The sequence below is a fragment of the Enterobacter sp. E1 genome, assembly GCF_016809815.1.
GTDB lineage: Bacteria > Pseudomonadota > Gammaproteobacteria > Enterobacterales > Enterobacteriaceae > Enterobacter > Enterobacter adelaidei.
On the sequence record NZ_JAFBJM010000004.1, the window covers coordinates 360,553 to 378,947 of the forward strand.

The 18,395-nt window shown below is 54.9% G+C and carries 16 protein-coding genes; 8 read left to right on the forward strand and 8 right to left on the reverse strand.

Going from position 1 to position 18,395, the window contains the following annotated elements:
• Positions 1-8: 8 nt before the first annotated feature.
• A complete protein-coding gene (tssJ, locus tag JGF26_RS13495) occupies positions 9-512 on the reverse strand; it encodes a type VI secretion system lipoprotein TssJ (protein WP_134708075.1) in 504 nt (167 codons plus the stop codon).
• Between the two features lie 23 nt (positions 513-535).
• Positions 536-1,030 carry a hypothetical protein gene (locus JGF26_RS13500; protein ID WP_028018705.1) on the reverse strand — a complete coding sequence of 165 codons (495 nt, stop codon included), beginning with the start codon at positions 1,028-1,030 and terminating at the stop codon, positions 536-538.
• Between the two features lie 1,000 nt (positions 1,031-2,030).
• Here JGF26_RS13500 and JGF26_RS13505 point away from each other — a divergent pair.
• Positions 2,031-4,319: an FdhF/YdeP family oxidoreductase gene (locus JGF26_RS13505; RefSeq protein ID WP_134708074.1), complete on the forward strand. Its 2,289-nt coding sequence runs from the start codon at positions 2,031-2,033 to the stop codon at positions 4,317-4,319.
• 22 nt (positions 4,320-4,341) lie between these two features.
• The gene (locus JGF26_RS13510; protein WP_129323404.1) at positions 4,342-5,238 is read left to right on the forward strand and encodes a LysR family transcriptional regulator; all 897 of its coding nucleotides are present in this window, start codon (positions 4,342-4,344) and stop codon (positions 5,236-5,238) included.
• Here the strand turns inward: JGF26_RS13510 and JGF26_RS13515 are convergent.
• Positions 5,217-5,963 (reverse strand): PhnD/SsuA/transferrin family substrate-binding protein, encoded by a 747-nt coding sequence (locus JGF26_RS13515; RefSeq protein WP_134708209.1) that lies wholly within the window; start codon positions 5,961-5,963, stop codon positions 5,217-5,219. The genes JGF26_RS13510 and JGF26_RS13515 overlap by 22 nt on opposite strands.
• The gene (locus JGF26_RS13520; RefSeq protein WP_134708073.1) at positions 5,956-6,927 is read right to left on the reverse strand and encodes a fatty acid desaturase; all 972 of its coding nucleotides are present in this window, start codon (positions 6,925-6,927) and stop codon (positions 5,956-5,958) included. The genes JGF26_RS13515 and JGF26_RS13520 overlap by 8 nt, the downstream gene beginning before the upstream one ends.
• A gap of 149 nt (positions 6,928-7,076) precedes the next feature.
• On the opposite strand from JGF26_RS13520, the gene JGF26_RS13525 reads away from it, so the two are divergent.
• Entirely contained in the window at positions 7,077-8,057 is a 981-nt protein-coding gene (locus JGF26_RS13525; RefSeq protein WP_049008653.1) for a GlxA family transcriptional regulator, read from the forward strand.
• A gap of 78 nt (positions 8,058-8,135) precedes the next feature.
• Positions 8,136-9,146 carry a type I glyceraldehyde-3-phosphate dehydrogenase gene (gap, locus tag JGF26_RS13530; protein WP_049008573.1) on the forward strand — a complete coding sequence of 337 codons (1,011 nt, stop codon included), beginning with the start codon at positions 8,136-8,138 and terminating at the stop codon, positions 9,144-9,146.
• Positions 9,147-9,187: 41 nt separating this feature from the next.
• On the opposite strand, the gene JGF26_RS13535 is transcribed toward gap, so the two are convergent.
• Positions 9,188-10,375 (reverse strand): MFS transporter, encoded by a 1,188-nt coding sequence (locus tag JGF26_RS13535; RefSeq protein WP_134708072.1) that lies wholly within the window; start codon positions 10,373-10,375, stop codon positions 9,188-9,190.
• Between the two features lie 115 nt (positions 10,376-10,490).
• On the opposite strand from JGF26_RS13535, the gene JGF26_RS13540 reads away from it, so the two are divergent.
• Positions 10,491-11,447 carry an AraC family transcriptional regulator gene (locus JGF26_RS13540; protein ID WP_128347543.1) on the forward strand — a complete coding sequence of 319 codons (957 nt, stop codon included), beginning with the start codon at positions 10,491-10,493 and terminating at the stop codon, positions 11,445-11,447.
• 102 nt (positions 11,448-11,549) lie between these two features.
• Positions 11,550-13,235: an alpha,alpha-trehalase gene (locus JGF26_RS13545; protein WP_128347542.1), complete on the forward strand. Its 1,686-nt coding sequence runs from the start codon at positions 11,550-11,552 to the stop codon at positions 13,233-13,235.
• A 64-nt stretch (positions 13,236-13,299) separates the two neighbouring features.
• On the opposite strand, the gene JGF26_RS13550 is transcribed toward JGF26_RS13545, so the two are convergent.
• Together JGF26_RS13550 and JGF26_RS13555 are read right to left on the reverse strand one after the other, a co-directional pair.
• Entirely contained in the window at positions 13,300-15,402 is a 2,103-nt protein-coding gene (locus JGF26_RS13550) for a TonB-dependent siderophore receptor (RefSeq protein ID WP_134708071.1), read from the reverse strand.
• Between the two features lie 112 nt (positions 15,403-15,514).
• Complete coding sequence (locus JGF26_RS13555; RefSeq protein WP_049008565.1) at positions 15,515-15,769, reverse strand: GlsB/YeaQ/YmgE family stress response membrane protein; 255 nt, start codon at positions 15,767-15,769, stop codon at positions 15,515-15,517.
• 208 nt (positions 15,770-15,977) lie between these two features.
• Here JGF26_RS13555 and JGF26_RS13560 point away from each other — a divergent pair, with 208 nt between their 5' ends.
• Positions 15,978-16,709: a flagellar brake protein gene (locus JGF26_RS13560; RefSeq protein WP_028018693.1), complete on the forward strand. Its 732-nt coding sequence runs from the start codon at positions 15,978-15,980 to the stop codon at positions 16,707-16,709.
• A 38-nt stretch (positions 16,710-16,747) separates the two neighbouring features.
• Here JGF26_RS13560 and emtA read toward each other — a convergent pair whose 3' ends face one another.
• On the reverse strand, positions 16,748-17,359 hold the full coding sequence (gene emtA / locus JGF26_RS13565) for a membrane-bound lytic murein transglycosylase EmtA (protein WP_028018692.1): 612 nt from the start codon (positions 17,357-17,359) through the stop codon (positions 16,748-16,750).
• 107 nt (positions 17,360-17,466) lie between these two features.
• On the opposite strand from emtA, the gene ldcA reads away from it, so the two are divergent.
• The gene (gene ldcA, locus JGF26_RS13570) at positions 17,467-18,381 is read left to right on the forward strand and encodes a muramoyltetrapeptide carboxypeptidase (RefSeq protein WP_134708070.1); all 915 of its coding nucleotides are present in this window, start codon (positions 17,467-17,469) and stop codon (positions 18,379-18,381) included.
• The last annotated feature ends 14 nt before the right edge of the window (positions 18,382-18,395 follow it).

Genomic DNA, 18,395 nt, shown 5'->3' on the forward strand with positions numbered 1-18,395 from the left:
AACGCGCGTTACTGACTGATGACACGAATGCCATTCACGTCGAGAAAAACGTTGGCCTGGAGTTCATCCGCGGACCATTTCCAGAACTGATAGAGATGATTTTCGCCTGGCACAGGCAGAGGGATTGAAACGCGCCATTTTTTGCCATCCAGCATTTGATATTCCGCCATCACACCGATATAGCGGGCCTCCGGAGAGCTTTGTCCGCTGAGGGTTTTCGACAGCTGTCCTGGCATCAGGAAGAACACATCGCTGTTCAGCAGATTCGCGCCAAGCGTTGCTGACGCGTTGTTCTGCAGGGAATAGAAGTCGCTGGACATGAAATCCGCATCGGATTTCAACAACAGTACCCGGACTTTAAGCGGCGCAGATTCATTGATTTGTGGATGAGCCTGAAACTGCAGATTGTAGCGGGAAGGGTCGCTGTGTGAAGACGACGTACAACCACTGACAAAGGTGAAAACCACCGCGTAAAAGACCAACCACAGCCGATGAAAATTTTTATTATTCATAAAAACACGCTCATAAAAGCCGTTTAGTTCAGGATCCAGGTACCGTTAGCGCTGTCTTTGCAGGCTTTGCTGTTGCCATCAACATCGACACAGGTTGCTTTTTTACGTGACTTAGGACGAATGGCCTGTTTACGCACGGCCGCGTCGTACTGATCGGCCTTGATAACGGCGCGCATCGGCACGTAACCAATCAGCTGGTCTTGTCCTTCATCGGCAAGCGCCATCCAGTAGTGTTCAACCTGCCCCAGCACCACGTAGGTTTTTCCGGTTTCCAGCGTACGGATAACCTTTCCGCCAAAGTCAGGACGGCTCATCACGGATGCCGGATACATGGCACGATACGGCTCATTGAGTTGGGTGAATTCTGCTGGGGGGGTAACGGCGTGACGGTGGGTTAAGGTGACGCCGTTGACCTGGCTGGTCACGATCGTATCGTCGTTGATCACAGGTTTCTGCGGCGCTTTACAGCCCGCCACCGCCATTACAAACAGAAGTGAAAACAGTACGCGCATTTTCATATGCTTTTCCGTAGCGATATTTCGATGATGAAGATGAGGGAATGAAGTTTGTTTTAAGTACAAAAGTTAAAACATGCAGGATATTTTCGGGGCGTGACTATTTTAAGGGCATAGCTACCGCACGAGCCCCTCAGAATAAGGCCCAGTGTCTTCCTGACATATTTTGACAAACAGCAAGCAAGTTTACATGAGCTTCGCATCAATTCAATATTTAACGCCCCGCAAGTGATGGTTAATGAAGCACCTGGCGCATTATAGGATTAATCTGACAAACAAAGTGGCGCAGTCTCAATGAGCTAATTATCAGGCAAACAACTAACACAACCACATGTTTTAACAAAAGAAAAACCCAAAAGAGAACCAGTTGCATTAACGCAGAAACCCTATTTTCACCACTACCATAATTAGTAGAATTTCGTTTATTTTCGGTTTGCACAGAATATATTCATTATGAATTATTTGTTGCATCGATAGAGTATGTTTATTTTTTCCAGCATGGCACCTTAAATGAGATTAATTCGGTCATTGGCAGGCGTTTAATTTCACACCCCAAAATAAGTTTGTATTTTGTATGGTGATAACTGTCTATTCAGACATCAATTGAATGAATTAACAATTAAGCATGAGTAAACTTTTATGCTGCCAGAATGTTCAGATTTTTCTCTAAACCAACTTATGCTGAGGTTTACCGCTAGCTCACCCTTCCCGCCTTTCATATGAAGTTTTACCGCTGCTACATCATTTTTTCTTCCTGCGTCATCTATCCCACCGAATGTGTGATAGATAAGATTTATTATCAAAATGATAAAATTTCGTTATAATTTCTTTAAATATTTAGATTACATCGTTGATAACTCACTGTAATAAAGAGGTATTTAAGATAAAGCGCTTTGCAACACCGTGTGCATTGATACACGTGCTGATCATTGCTTGCGCTTATTGCCTCCCACAGTGGTTTTACTGGTCCGACGGTGTATGAGTTAACGAGTCAGGAGTTGGTATGAATAAGAAAAGACGCTCAGTTCCCGGAATAAGGCACTATGACGGTCCTGCCGGAGGCTGGGGGGCGTTAAAAGCCACCGCCATCGCGGTACGTACCCAAATGGATACCTTTGATGCCCCCGCGACGCTGCTGCGTACCAACCAGCCTGACGGCTTTGACTGTCCGGGCTGTGCATGGCCTGATAAAGAACACAAATCGACCTTCCAGTTTTGTGAGAACGGCGCGAAAGCGGTGACCTGGGAAGCGACCAGCAAACGCGTCACCCCGGCGTTTCTGGCCGAAAACACAGTTACCTCACTGCTGGCTAAGTCAGACTTTGAACTGGAAGGATACGGCCGTCTGACACATCCCCTGCGCTATGACCGGGCAAGCGATACTTTCAGGCCTGTTGAATGGGACGAGGCGTTTCAACGCATCGGTGAGGTCCTGCGCGAGCTCGATCCGGATCAGGTTGAGTTCTATACCTCCGGGCGCGCCTCCAACGAAGCGGCCTACCTCTTCCAGCTCTTTGCACGTGAATACGGTACAAATAACTTCCCCGACTGTTCGAATATGTGTCACGAAGCCACCAGCGTCGGATTGCCACGCTCGATTGGTATCGGGAAAGGTACCGTCTCACTGGATGATTTCGATAAAACAGAGCTGGTGATCTCCATCGGTCACAACCCCGGGACTAACCACCCACGGATGATGGGTACCCTTCATGAGCTTGCGCGCCGCAACGTGCCGATTATCGTCTTTAACCCGCTACGCGAACGCGCTCTGGAACGTTTTGCGGACCCGCAAAGCGTCATTGAAATGGCGACCTACAGCTCGACAGATATCGCGTCGACTTACTTCCAGGTGAAGGCCGGAGGCGATGCCGCCGCGTTAAAAGGTATTGCTAAACACCTTCTGTACATGGAGGCCGAACGCGGTAACGTGCTCGACCACGCGTTTATTGCCGAGCACACCCAGGGCTTTGAGGACTTTGCTGCCGATATTGCCCATACGCAGTGGGACGAGATCGAGCGAGAGTCAGGGTTAAGCAAGGCGGCCCTTAAAAGCGTGGCCGACGCCTATGCGAAATCCAGTGCCACTATCATTACTTACGGGATGGGGATTACCCAGCACAATAAAGGCACGGCTAACGTCCGGCTGATTGCAGACCTGCTGCTGATGCGCGGCAATATTGGCAAGCCCGGCGCGGGGATCTGCCCTCTGCGCGGTCATTCAAACGTGCAGGGGAACCGCACCGTCGGGATTAGCGAGAAGCCGACACCGGCATTTCTGCAGCGTCTGAAAGACGTTTTTGGGTTTGAGCCCCCTTCCCACCACGGCCATGATGCGGTGCAGGCAACGCAAGCCATGATCGACGGCCGCGCGAAAGCGCTCATCTGCCTCGGCGGTAATTTTGCCGTCGCGATGCCCGATCACGAGCGCGGTTTTCCGGCGATGGGGTCACTTGAACTGAGTGTGCACGTCGGGACCAAGCTCAACCGTACCCATCTGCTGGTCGGTAAAGAGACGATTATTTTACCGTGTCTTGGTCGTACAGAACTGGATGTCCAGGCCACCGGGCGTCAGTCCATTACCGTCGAAGATTCCATGTCGATGGTGCATGCCTCTTCAGGCAAGCTGAAGCCTGCTTCTCCCCTGTTGCGGGCTGAACCGGCCATTGTCGCCGGCATGGCGAAAGCCACTCTGCAGGCAACCCGCGTGGACTGGATGACGTTGATTGAGGATTACGACCGCATCCGCGATCTCATCGAGCAAACCATTCCTGGGTTCGAGAATTACAATGCGCGGATCCGCGTTCCCGGCGGCTTCCGCATGCCGCTACCGCCAACGAAACGTATCTGGCCAACCGCAACGGGCAAAGCGATGTTCTCAATATTCGACGGCGTGCATGAAAATGCCAGTGGTGAAGGAGAGCATGTTCTGCGTCTGATCACGCTGCGCAGCCACGATCAGTACAACACCACCATTTACGCCCTGGACGATCGCTACCGTGGCGTTTTTGGCCGCCGGGATGTGCTGTTTATGAATGAAGATGATATGGCACAGGCCGGGCTGGAACACGGCGATCGCGTGGATATCGAAACCGCCCTCCCCGGCAGTGTTCAGCGTCTGGAAGATATTACCGTTGTGGCATACAGCATCGCACAGGGATCTGTCGGGGCGTACTACCCGGAAGCCAACGTGCTGGTTCCACTCGATTATCTGGATAAGGACAGCGGTACGCCGTCCTATAAATCGGTTCCGGTTCGCATCACCCTGCGCTCGAAAGAGATCCGCATACTGTAAGGCTGTTCGCGCCGAGTAAACGATGGATATAAAACAGCTAAAATATTTGATCGCGCTCGATCAGACCCGCCACTTTGGTAAGGCGGCCTCGCAGTGCAACATCACCCAGCCGACGCTCTCCATGCGCATCCGCAGCCTGGAAGAGGAGCTTGGGCTGGTGCTGATTGTGCGCGGGCAGCGCTTTGAAGGCTTTACACCGGAAGGTGAACGCATTCTGGCATGGGCGCGTGCCTTGCTTGCTGCCCATGACGGATTACAGGCCGAAGCCGCGCTGTGCAAAGGCCAGGTGGTGGGTGAGTTACGCCTGGGAATGGTCCCGCTGGCGAGCGTGGACCCGATGACCTTTATCCGCCTGTTGACGCAAAAATACCCGGAACTGACTTACAGCCTTTATTCCATGTCCTCGGCACAGATCGCCGATGGCGTCAGCCGCAATCAGCTTGAGCTGGGTATATGCTACCTCAACAGCATCGACACCAGCCTGTTTGACATTATCCAGCTGCCAAAAACGAAGATGGGCCTGCTGCACGATACGCGTCACTTTCAGTTGGATCAGGACACGCTGACCTGGCGCGACCTGATGGATTTTCCGCTGGGGTTCCTGACCAAAGGGATGCACTACCGGGCGCATATGGAGGCCAGCTTTAACGCAGCAGGGATCGAACCCAAATCTGTTTTTGAAAGCGACTCCACGTTCCAGATCATTCAGGCGGTGCAGAGCGGCGTGTGCTGCGCCGTGATGCCGCTGAACAACGGGCTGGAAGACCTGAACAGCAATTTCAGGATAGTCCCCATCACCGATGCAAACATTGAGGCGCCCGTCGGCCTGATTATGCGCAGACAGAAGCCCGTCTCCTCGCTGGCGCTGCGCTGTTTTACTGACGCTCAGGAGATTTTTCAGGCAGACAATGAAGCGTAAGCCTGGCGTGTCACCGCGCTAAAACCGCCGATCAACACCGCGGCGCAAACGTCCCGATTTTCCGGTGATTCCACCAGCGCGCGGAGCGCATCGCGAATGGCGTTAAGCGTTTCAGGCGAGGTGTTATGCGAGGTGATCAGCGGCAGCCCCGGCGTCAAAGGGGTACGGTCAATGACCGCGAGCCCCTCAAGCCATTCCGGCTCGTGACGCTGGAGCAGCGCCCAGGTCACACAGTCGATGGCCGCGATATCACCTTCTCCGCGTTTGACATCAATCAGCGACTGGCGATGGCTGCCGCTGAATGTTGTTTGTGAGAAAAAATTGTCGTCAGCCACTTTTTTTCGCAGCGCACGGTAGCCGGACTGCGAGTCCGCGGAATTACAGACCGCGCGACGACCGCGAAAATCAGCCAGCGCGAGATGCCGATCCTCCGCACGCACTACCAGAAAACTGCGGTACTGGATCCCCTCGCAGCCCGGAGCGGTGTAGTGAAAACAGCCGACCACCTGCACGTCCGGTAGCAACGTCACCAACGGATAACCACAGGTCTGGCTGAGGATAAGCTCAGGCTGTTGCCAGTGGGTCAGCAGATTGGATTCCGGCCAGCCGGGGACACGGTCAACGGACACACCACGTGCGACCAGCAACCTCTTTACCGTTAGCCAAAGCGCGCGGGTATTGGCTTGATCCACGGCATACATGGGAAATGCCAGCAGGTTACTCATCATTTGTCCTTTGTTGGCTCCCCGGATGAACGGTAACGTTAACGGGTCTTCTCCAGAACTGGCGGAACCATTCGCCATAGCCCATAACGAGAAAACCACGATTTCGCAGCCGATACGCATCCTGGTTTTGCTGGTAGATCGTCTTCAGTCCATACCAGGGCACGCCCGGTAAATCATGATGTACTGAATGATAGTTGAGATTCAAAAACAGTACCCGCCAGAACAGCCCGGCCTCGTTAATGACGGAACGTGCGAGCGGGTCATCCGCCGCGCGATGTTCGAAAAACGATCGAACCTTGGTCAGCGCCAGCGCCGGATAACTGACCGCCAGTACAAACCAGACGGGTGAAAAGCCGGTCTGCGTCATCCAGGCGAAGAGAGCCACCAGCAGCAAACCGTGAACCAGCCACATTGATATTGCCCGCAGTTGAAAATGGCGAAATGCCGCCACGGCACTGCCCAGTGTCTGAACGATATCCAGCAGCGGCGCTAGCACTATCCGCCCGGTAAAGGTATTCCGCGCCTGGATCACGCGCTTCTGCCAGGGGGAGAAGCGCGCCCAGCTCTCCGGCGTAAAATAGTACGACTCAGGGTCATCCACCGGATGGGTCAGGCTATGGTGCCGATGATGGGCAAGATGGGAGTCCCGGTACAGGCCGTACGGGTACCAGACCGCCAGCGGGAGCGTGCCAAACAGCTGGTTAAGCCAGGCAAAACGCGTGGGATGCCCGTGGATCAGCTCATGCTGCAGGGACATGTACCAGGCGGTAAACCCGATGAGCAGCAGCGTGGCGGGCAGCAGGCCGAGCGTTTGCCAGAACGTCAGCGTGGCAAACCAGCCTGCATAAATAGTAACGATCAATAGCCACGTGGGCAGTTCGCTTCGCCATATAAAACCCGATGCGAGATGACGGATTTGTTCGCGTTGTTGCGGATGTAAATAGAGGGAGTTTCGTTTACCCATTCCTTCAGACGCCGTTTCGCCAGAGACTGTGCCCTGACGATCGGGGATAACGTCTGAAATAACAAAGAACTTAAATCGCTTTGCTTTGCCATAAACGCGGGCAGGCTCCGCCGCTTGACTTATTCTGTAATAAAGGTACTTTTCAGGACATGAAGAAAATACTGATTATTGTTCCTGACGGCGGCATGCTGTTTGAAGCCGCCGGTATCGCTGACATTCTGATGCAGGCCAATCGACTGCATCCGGAAGGTATTTCGCGTCCCCGCTATCGCATTATCATCGCCACCACTCAGCCCCATCAGGTGATCCACGGTCAGTCTGGCCTGAATCTGCTGGCAGACTACCGTCTGCCGGAGCTGGACCCGCGTGAACCGCTGGATACGATTATCATCACCGGTCGCGGTATGAATGAACAGGAAAGTATCGCTGTAGTGGACTGGCTGCACCTTGCTGCGCCGCATGCGCGGAGGATAGCGTCAATTTGTGGCGGTGCGATGCTGCTGGCCCAGACGGGATTGCTCGATGGTCGTCGCGCGACCACCCACTGGCGACTGCTGGAGACAATGCAAGCCCAGTATCCGGCTATCAGGGTCGAAAGTGGTCCGCTGTATGTTCAGGATGGTCCTGTCTGGACCTCTGGCGGCGTAAGTTCCGGGTTCGATCTGACTCTGGCACTGGTGGAAGATGACTATGGCTTTACCCTCGCCCGCGACGTGGCGCAGGATATGGTGATGTATCTGCGCCGCCCCGGTGGGCAACTGCAGTTCAGCCGTTATAGCCTTCAGCAACCCGGCGATTCTGGGCCGCTCAGTGCGTTGCAAACCTGGATCCTGCAAAACCTCACGGAAGACCTGTGCGTGGAAAATCTGGCCGGGAAAGCGGCGATGAGCCCGCGCAATTTCACCCGTGTGTTTACTCGTGAGACCGGGGTTTCTCCGGCCCGCTACGTCACTGAAGCGCGTCTGGCTGCCGCCCGACAGATGCTGGAGCAGACCCGGGATCCCCTTGAGCTTATTGCTGAGCGAACCGGGTTTGGCAGCAGTATTAATTTGCGACGCGTGTTTGAGAAACAGCTCCACCTCACACCGGGTGAGTACCGCCAGCGCTTTCATTGCCGGAAAATGGCGTAATCTGATCCTTTTTTGTCGTTTACGCCATTCGACCTGACGCCTACAGTGACTCCAGACAACACAGATAAGGAGTGCACCATGGTTAAGGTCGGTATTAACGGTTTCGGCCGTATTGGACGTAATTTCCTGCGCGCGGCGCTGGGCAACGCGGATCTGCAGATCGTGGCCATTAACGATTTGACGGACAGCAAAACCCTCGCCCATCTGCTCAAACACGATTCCCTTCTCGGTACCCTGCCGGTTCCCGTTGAAGCGGCTGACGGCGCGTTGCAGGTGGATGGTCAGCGAATTACCGTATACAGCGAACGCGACCCGGCGAATATTCCGTGGCGTGATGCCGGTGTTGACGTGGTAATTGAGGCCACCGGCTTCTTTACTGAACGGGAAAAAGCGGCTGTGCATATCACCCACGGTGGCGCTAAGCGCGTTATCATCTCCGCTCCCGGAAAAAACGATGATCTGACGATAGTGATGGGGGTCAATCACGAACAGTACGATCCTGCCCGGCATGTTGTCGTAAGTAACGGGAGTTGTACCACTAACGGCCTGGCTCCGGCTGCGCAAGTGCTACATCAACAGTTCGGGATTGAACATGGTCTGATGAACACGACCCATGCTTATACCAACAGTCAGGCGCTGCACGATCAGCCTGAAAAAGATCTGCGCGGGGCACGTGCTGCAGCCCTGTCAATCGTTCCGTACTCCAGCGGTGCGGCAAAAGCGCTGGGGAAAGTCATCCCTTCCCTGGACGGTAAACTGACAGGCTACTCCCTGCGCGTGCCGGTTCCGGTGGTGTCGATTGTGGATTTAACGGTAACGCTAAGTCGTAACGTGACTGTTGAAGAAGTGAATGACGCGTTTCGTCACGCTGCCGCCAGCGGGCCACTGAAAGGCATTCTGGGATATAGCGATGAACCGCTGGTCTCCAGCGATTACCAGGGCGACCCACGCTCCTCAATTATCGACGGGCTTTCCACGCTGGTGATTGGCGGGAATATGGTGAAGATCCTGGCGTGGTATGACAACGAGTGGGGATTCTCAAACCGCCTGGTAGATCTGGCTTTGTGGATGGATAAGAAAGGGTTGTAACTCTGAAGCCGGGTAGCGATAACGCTTACCCGGCAAATTAATCACTCCGCCTTCACTCTCACCCCCATAAACACAATCACCATCGCCGTCACCAGCAGGAAACCACTTCCGGCAAATACGCCGCTGGCACCGTTGAGGTCAAATACCGCCCCGCCCCCGGCCGCACCCGCACTGATTGCCAGCTGAATTGAGGCCACCAGCAACCCCCCTGCACTTTCGGCTTCATCCGGAACGGTGGTAGCAAGCCAGGTTGACCAGCCCACCGGAACCAGACCAAACGCAAAGCCCCACAACGCAACCAGGAATCCATCCAGCATCGCCAGATGACCAAACGCCACCATCGTGAGGGCGAGTACGCCCATCGCAAACGGTACCAGCGCCAGCGTCAGGCGCAGATTACGTGCCAGCAGGTGCCCGGCGACAGAGGTGCCCACAAAATTGGCGAGTCCAAAACCCAGCAGGATCAGTGAAATACTCTCAACGCTTACCTGCCCTACTGTTTCCAGGAACGGACGCAGGTAGGTAAAGAAGGCAAAGTGGCCGCTGAAGATCAGAATGGTCGCCAGCATGCCGCCGATCATCCCCGGACGACGCAGCACGCGGAACAGCGTACTCAGGCTACCGCTGCTCTCCGGTTTCATGGAAGGCAGCACCCAGAGCTGCCACAGCAGCGCCAGCATACTTGGCAGAATGCAGAGAATAAAGACGTTACGCCAGCCGATCAGGCTACCCAGATAGCTTCCCAGTGGTGCAGCAACTACGGTGGCAATTGATACACTGGAGAAGATCACCGCCAGCGCTTTCGGCACTTTATCCGCAGGAACCAGACGCATCGTCGTGGCCGTCGACATCGCCCAGAATCCGCCGATGGCAACCCCCAGCAGCAATCGCCCCATCAGCAGGACGTGCAGGTTGGGCGCAAAAGCCACCAGCAGGCTGGAGATGATTTGCAGCACGGAGAAAAACATCAATACCCAGCGGCGGTCGATGTTTTTGGTGGCCGGCGTGATCAGCAATCCCGTGACCAGCGCCACCAGCGCGGTGGCGGTTACGGCCTGACCCGCCATCCCCTCGCTTACCCCCAGGCTCGCAGCCATTGGCGTCAGCAAACTGGCGGGCAGAAACTCTGCCGTAATCAACCCAAACACTCCCAGCCCCAGTGAATAGACCGCTCGCCAGGCGGGTTTTGCAGGCGCGATGGCCTCTCTCGCCGCGACACATGAATTCATCTGTTGTTCTCCCGTTATGAAAATGTGACAACTGTCGCAAAAGCATAGAAGGTTCACCCTGGACGATCTATGACATATAATCTCCACTTATTGATTATTCGTCCGGAGTTGCGCCATGACCGTACAGTCACCCGATCTGATCAGCGAACTTTTACGCGGCATGCGTTTGTCAGGTGTGAAATACCGACGGATCCAGGCCAGTGCACCGTTTGGCGTCGCGTTCCATCAGGCGCCCGGTAGGGCGCAGTTTCATTTTGTAAGCCACGGTAGCGCCCTGCTGCGAATGGAGAGCGGTGCAACGTTCGAACTGAGCAGTGGTGACGCCCTTTTTATTCCTGCCGGCAATTCCCATGCCCTGCTCTCAGACGAGCAGGCGACCATTACGCCCATTAACGCCTTTCCCAGCGAGCCCATCTGCAGCTCGGTGTGTGCCATCACCTGCGAGCCCTGCCCGGAAAGCGAGAACACCATCATCTTTAGCGGGTGCATGGATTTTGAGCTGGGCGGGATGCAGCCGCTGATCAAGGCGATGCCGGAAGTGATGATGGTCAGCCGGTTGATGTCCACCTGGCCGGAGATCCATCCGTTGCTGGCGGCGATGGAGCGGGAATCCGTGGCGCGTCAGGCCGGGTACGCGGGGATCCTGGCGCGACTGGCCGACGTGGTGGCAGCGTTAATCGTACGTGGCTGGGTTGAAGGCGGCTGTGGCAAAGCCACCGGCTGGGTGCAGGTACTGCGTGACCCACGCCTGAGCCGCGCCATTTACGCTATGCACCAGCAGCCTGGCCTGAACTGGAGCGTGGCAGACCTGGCAAAAGAAGCGGGGACTTCCCGTTCTGTATTCGCAGAACGGTTTCTGGCGGCGACGGGAACTACGCCGGCAAAATATCTCAGCGAGCTGAGGATGAGGCTGGCCATTCAGTACATTCGACACGAAAATCAGCCGATTGAAACCGTCGCGCTGCGGCTGGGATACGGCTCTCTGGCGGCATTTAGCCGGGCATTTAAGCGCATTATTGGACATGCGCCGGGCACGCTGCGGGAAACCAGCCAGACGCCGGAAGAGGCCTGACCGAACAGCAATATTTAACGCGAAGCAGGCAATATTCGTCTAAGGTTTTCAGGTGATTGACAACAGCGGTCACGCTGTTTAGTGAAGACAGGAGACGAACTAATGATAAGACCTCGTACACTACGCCCTGCGTTCTTGCCCCTTGCGTTAGGCGGCGCGCTGCTCGGCGTAACGACATTGGGTTATGCCGACGATAGCCCCGCGACCCAGACAACCTCACCTGATATCTTGCTGGGCCCTCTTTTCAATGATGTGCAAAGTGCCAAACTGTTTCCCGATCAGAAAACCTTCGCTGATGCCATCCCTAAAAGCGACCCGCTAATGATTCTGGCGGATTATCGGATGCAGCACACGCAGTCCAGCTTTGACTTACGCCACTTTGTCGAGATGAACTTCACGCTCCCTGCGGAAGGGGAAAAATATGTTCCGCCTGCTGGACAAAGTTTACGTGAGCACATTGACGATCTCTGGCCCGTACTGACGCGCACCACGGATAAAGCCAGCAACAAATGGGATTCCCTTCTGCCGTTACCCAAACCTTACGTGGTGCCCGGCGGGCGTTTCCGTGAGGTCTACTACTGGGACAGCTATTTCACCATGCTGGGCCTGGCGGAAAGCAATCACTGGGACAAAATCAGCGACATGGTGGATAACTTTGCGTATGAGATTGACACCTTCGGCCACATTCCCAACGGCAACCGTAGCTACTACCTGAGCCGCTCCCAGCCACCGTTTTTCTCAATGATGGTTGAGCTGCTGGCGACCCACGACAGCGATGCGCTGAAGAAATATCGTCCGCAGATGGAGAAAGAGTACGCTTACTGGATGGATGGCGTAGATGCCCTTCAGCCGGGGCAAGCCAGTAAACGGGTGGTGAAACTGGATGATGGCGCCATTCTCAACCGCTACTGGGATGACCGCGATACCCCGCGCCCGGAGTCCTGGCTTGACGATGTGAATACCGCCAAAAGTAACCCTAACCGTCCCGCGACGGAGATCTACCGTGATTTGCGTTCCGCTGCGGCTTCGGGCTGGGATTTTAGCTCCCGCTGGATGGACGATCCGCAAAAGCTCGGCACGATCCGGACCACCAGCATTGTGCCCGTCGATCTGAATGCCCTGATGTTTAAGATGGAAAAACTGCTGGCGCGGGCAAGCCAGGAAAGTGACGATGCCGCCAGCGCGAGCAAATACGAAACGCTGGCAACCGCGCGTCAGAAAGCCATCGAGAGCCATCTGTGGAATGATAAAGAGGGCTGGTACGCCGATTACGATCTCAAGAGCAAAAAGGTGCGTAATCAACTCACGGCGGCAGCCCTGTTCCCACTTTACGTGAAGGCGGCGGCACAGGATCGGGCCGACAAAGTGGCAGCCGCAACCTCGTCTCGCTTGTTGAAACCGGGCGGGATTTCCACCACCACCATCAACAGTGGTCAGCAGTGGGATGCGCCAAACGGCTGGGCCCCGCTGCAGTGGGTGGCCGCGGAAGGTCTGCAGAATTACGGGCAAGAGAAGGTCTCGATGGAGGTAACCTGGCGCTTCCTGAAGAACGTTCAGCATACTTACGACCGCGAAAAGAAACTGGTCGAGAAGTATGACGTGTCGACAACCGGGACCGGTGGCGGCGGAGGCGAGTATCCGCTGCAGGACGGCTTCGGCTGGAGTAACGGCGTAACGCTGAAGATGCTGGATCGGGTGTGTCCGAAAGCGAAACCGTGTGACAGCGTGCCGGAAAATCAGCCTGCGGCAAATGATGAGGTGGCACCGGTGAAAGCGACGGCGCAGTAAGTGAGTATTGCCGGGTGGCGGCTACGCCTTACCCGGCCTACGTTTTGTACTCACCGGGCTTTGCTTAGAAACTGTAACTCGCCCCTAGCTGATACGTCCTGTCACCCCCAATCCAGCAGTTGGTCGCGTCGTAGCAGGTTAGCGTCTCTTTGTTGGTGATGTTCTGTGCGCTGGCCTTAAGCGTCAGCCCTGCCAGCGAAGGCATAATTTCCCCCATCCGGTACGAAGCCGCCAGATCGTACTGCGTTGCACCACCCAGTTTACCCGCATCGTTAGCCGGAGAGATTTCCATCGGCCCGGTGTAGCGTGCGCCCGCACCCAGCATCAACCCTTTCAACGCCGTGTTCTCAAAGGTGTAATCCCCCCAGAGATTAAAGGCATTTTCCGGCACCTGCGTTGGACGTTTCCCTTTGTACTTGTCATCTTCCGTATTGATCGCGTGGGTGTAGGCATAGTTAGCAATCAGCGTAAGGTTTTCCATCGGACGGCTGATGGCGGACAGTTCTGCCCCTTTTGATTCCACTTCCCCGGTCTGACGATAGTTCAGGAAGCCCGGATCGGAGGTGACGACGTTTTTCTGACGGATGTTAAACACCGAGGCGGTAAAGGTGGTGGCGTAGTCGGCCAGCAGATATTTTACCCCGCCTTCCACCTGCTTGCTGGTGGTCGGTTTGACGTCTTTCGCCACGAGCGTTCCCTGCGGTGACACCGGCGCAAAACCTTCTGAGTAGCTGATAAATGGCGAAATCCCGTTGTCGAAGGCGTAAAGCGCCCCCAGGCGTTTAGTAACGCGGTCCTGCGATACCCAGGCTTTATCGCCGTTTTGCAGATAATTGGTGGTGACGGAGCGGTAATCGTCGTAGCGCAAGCTGCCCAGCAGGTTGAGGCCGCCAAACTCCACCTGATCCTGCAGGTAATAACCGTTCTGTTGGTAGCTGAGACGGTTTTTCTGGGCGGTGTAGAGCCCCAGCGCGCTTTCCTGGATCTGCGAATAGTCAGGATGACGTATATCCATACCCGGCGTGGCCGACGCGTAGCGATAGTGGAAATGGGAGTTCAGCTTCTGATAGTCAAACCCGGCCAGCAGATGGTGTTTCCAGTCACCCAGCGTAACGGTTTTGGTCACCTGGTTATCGATGTTAAAGCTCTTAAGGTCTTCATCGGTGGTGTAGGCAAAGCGGTTGAGTTGGTACACCTCACTTCCCGTCCCTGTCGCGTAGACGCTGCGCTGGTGGGTATCAACGTCGAAATAGCGCGCTTTCTGATTAAAGCCCCAGCCGCTGTCAAATTCGTGTTCGAAGCTGTAGCCCAGCATCCACTGACGCTGCTTAAATCCATTCCACTCATCTCCGGCGTAATCGCGCTTGCCCGCGTATTTCGAGCGCAGGTAAGCGATCGGCAGAGGGTTAGACGGGGTCAGGCTCGGGGTATTTTGCGCCAGGGCATCCAGGGTGAGGCGGGTTTTACTGTCCGGTTGCCAGGTGACAGATGGGGCAATCAGGTAGTTTTCATACCGGGTAGTGTGCGGCTGATCGTCATTTTCCGTCGCTTTACCCAGCAGACGATAACTCCAGTCGCTGCCGGCAATTTGTCCGGTTGAGTCGAGATAGCCCTCTTTCAGATTACGGTTCCCGGTGTTAAAACCGACCTCAGTTCGGGCTTCTCGCTGCGGCTTTTTACTTTGAATATTCACCAGCCCGCCCGGCGAACCGCCGCCGTATAGGACCGATGAGGGACCTTTCAGGATATCAACGCTGTCTATTAACAGCGGATCGATGCGCGCCTTGGTGTTTCCGGTGACGTTATAGGGTAGTTGCAGCCCGTTGTAGAACTCCTGGTCAACGGTAAAGCCACGAATTTTATATTCGCTCATATAGGAGGTATTCCCCCGTACCTCCGTTGAGACGCCCGGGGCATAGCGCAGGATTTCATTCACCGAATTCGCGTGACGCTTTTCTATTTCCGGCGCAGAGAGGGTCGTGATGACCTGCGGCGTTTTACTTTCAGCAACGGCCGATTTCGTGGCGCTGTTCGTCCAGGCCGGTAGCGCGCTGCCCTGCTCTGAGCCCGTAACAACGATGGTGGATTCTTCGGCAATCGCCTGGGCCTGTAATGCCAGCGTGACGGCACCTGCCAGGGCGCACAGCGCAAAACGTGAGGTATTCATAATGTCGTCTTGTTGTTAGATACAATTAGGAACGACAATTATTATCATTTAGATTAGCAAATCAATACTCCGGTAAAAAAACGGCCCTCCGCAGAGAGCCGTTTATGTCAATTTATGCTCGTCGCAGTAACCTGAATATGACCAGCACCACAATGGCACCCACGACAGCGACCAGAAAACTGTGCAGGTCGAAACCACTTATGTTGCCTCCAAAGCCAAACATCGTCGCCAGCCAGCCGCCCACAACCGCACCAACGACCCCGAGTACACAGGTCAAAATAAAACCGCCACCATCACGCCCCGGCATGATCAGTTTGGCAATAGCGCCGGCAATTAGACCAAAGATAATCCAGGCGATGATACCCATAGCGATGCCCTCTTGCAGGTTTAACGCGTGCGCAGAAAACCTTCTGCACAGCTAACTTAAGTATAGGTCATCGCCGGAAAACCATTTTCATCTCACCGACTTATCTTTGCTTAAACAGGCAAAAAAAACTCACCGGTTTGTATTAAGTTTCATTGTTGATTGCCGATAACGCTAAGACAGTCTGTCATCTTTCAAGGAGCCATCCGGCGTGAGTCATTACAGTGAGCAGTTCCTCAAGCAAAATCCGCTGGCTGTATTAGGGGTATTACGCGACCTGCAAAAAGGCGAAGTGCCGCTGCGCATCAGTTGGTCGAATAATCAGTTCATCAGCAAGATCCTTGATGCCTCGCAGGAGCGGCTGGTTATCGACCTGGGCAGTCAGGAGTATGAAAACCGTGCCGCACTGAAAGCGGAAAATATCGCAGTGATGGCCGAAACGCAGGGTGCGAAAGTTGAGTTTGTGCTGCCACGACTGGAACTGAGTGAATACCAGGGGCTTCCTGCTTTTGTTACGCCTCTTCCCACCAATCTCTGGTTTGTCCAGCGTCGTGAGTATTTCCGCATCAGCGCTCCACTTCAGCCAGCCTATTTTTGTAAGGCCAAAATGCCTGACAAAAAAGAGATCCGTTTCCGCCTCTTCGATCTGTCTCTTGGCGGTATGGGCGCGCTGATGGATACCGCGACTCCTGAGGGATTGGTTGAAGGCATGCGCTTTACCCAGATAGAACTGGATATGGGAGGCTGGGGTCGCTTTTATTTTGATGCACAGCTGATTGCCATCAGCGATCGCAAAGTCGTAGACAGCAAAAACGAGACTATCACTACGCCACGCCTGAGCTTCCGTTTCCTTAACGTGGGGCCCGGCGCAGAGCGCGAGCTTCAGCGTATTATCTATTCACTGGAGCGGGAAGCGCGGCAACGCGCCAATAAAGTTCTGTGAGAAAAGTCGGGCAGCGTAACCGCCGCCCGTGTACGGCATTACATGGCATCCATCGCTTTCTGAACTTTCCAGATATAACGAGGTGCCTGTGGTGCCGGGTGATTCTTAGCTACATGCTCAAAGAACTCATCTTTGTCCATGCCATTAATTTCTGCTATCGCCTCTTTCCGGTCAGAGGAGAAGGTTCTGAGCAACGCGCCGGCACCGTTTACATAAGACACCACCAGCGCATACTGCATCACTTCCGGGTCCTGAATCCCCTTCAGCACCCCATGCTCCATAATGCTCAGGTAGGCGGTCCCCATCGAAATGTTGCGTTCCGGGTTCTTCAGCTCACTGGTCGACGGCTGCCCGCTCCAGCCCATGTAACGGTAGACCTCTTTTCCCGCCGTTGACGCTTTAAGCTGCATCAGCCCCACCGCGTTGGATTTGCTGACGAGCGTTGGATTACCGCCGGACTCCACCGCAATAATCGCTGTGATCAGTCGTGGACTAACGCCCCAGGCCTTTCCGGCTTGTTCACTGATCGGCATCCACTGCATGGCCCGTTTTACGGGCACTTCCGGGTTCCAGGGCGGGTTTTGATAATCATGTTTGGAGCTACAGCCAGCAAGCAACACAATCAAAAAAGCAAACCATCTCAATTTCACGTCATCTATCCTTATAGCCGGTCATCGCGGTGCGCCGCCTCTTGAAGCGGGCGGCGTATACGCGGCATGATATAGACAATTAGTTTCTCATTCAGCAAGGAATTGCCATGTCTCAGTTTCATCTTATCGCGCCGTCGGGCTACTGCATTAACCAGGACGCGGCACAACGGGGCGTTCAGCGCTTGCTGGAATCCGGCCATCAGGTAGAAAATCAGACGATTATCCCCCGCCGTCTTCAGCGTTTTGCCGGAACGGAAGCGCAGAGGCTGAATGATATCAATAGTCTGGTGAACCTGAAGGGCGAAAACCAGATTGTGCTCGCGGTGCGCGGGGGATACGGTGCGAGCCGCTTACTGGAGAGTATCGACTGGCAAGGGCTGGCGCAGCGTCAACAGCAGGATCCGCTGCTGATCTGCGGACACAGCGATTTCACGGCGATCCAGCTTGGGCTGCTGGCCTTGCATAACGTCATCACCTTCAGCGGCCCGATGCTGGCCGGTAACTTCGGTGCGCCGGAACTGGATACCTTCACCCAAGAGCATTTCTGGCGCGCGCTGCGTAATCCCACCTACAGCGTGGAGTGGCAAGGCAATGGACCGCACTGGGAATGTGAAGGCCAGCTCTGGGGCGGCAACCTGGCGATGCTGGTCTCGCTGATTGGTACGCCGTGGCTACCGCAAATTGAGGACGGCATTCTGGTGCTGGAAGATATCAACGAACATCCGTTCCGCGTTGAGCGTATGTTATTGCAGCTTTATCACGCCGGGATCCTCGAACGTCAGTCCGCGATTGTACTGGGCAGTTTTAGCGGCTCGGCACCGAATGATTATGACGCGGGTTATTCTCTTGAGACTATGGTCGATTTCATTCGCTCGCGGCTGGATATCCCGGTTATTACGGGGCTGGATTTTGGCCATGAGCAGCAGACTGTGACCCTGGCGCTGGGCGCACACGTCGCCCTGATTCATGATGATTCAGGCAGTCGACTAACCATCAGCGGCCATCCTGTCATAAAGGCATAAAAAAACCGTTTAAC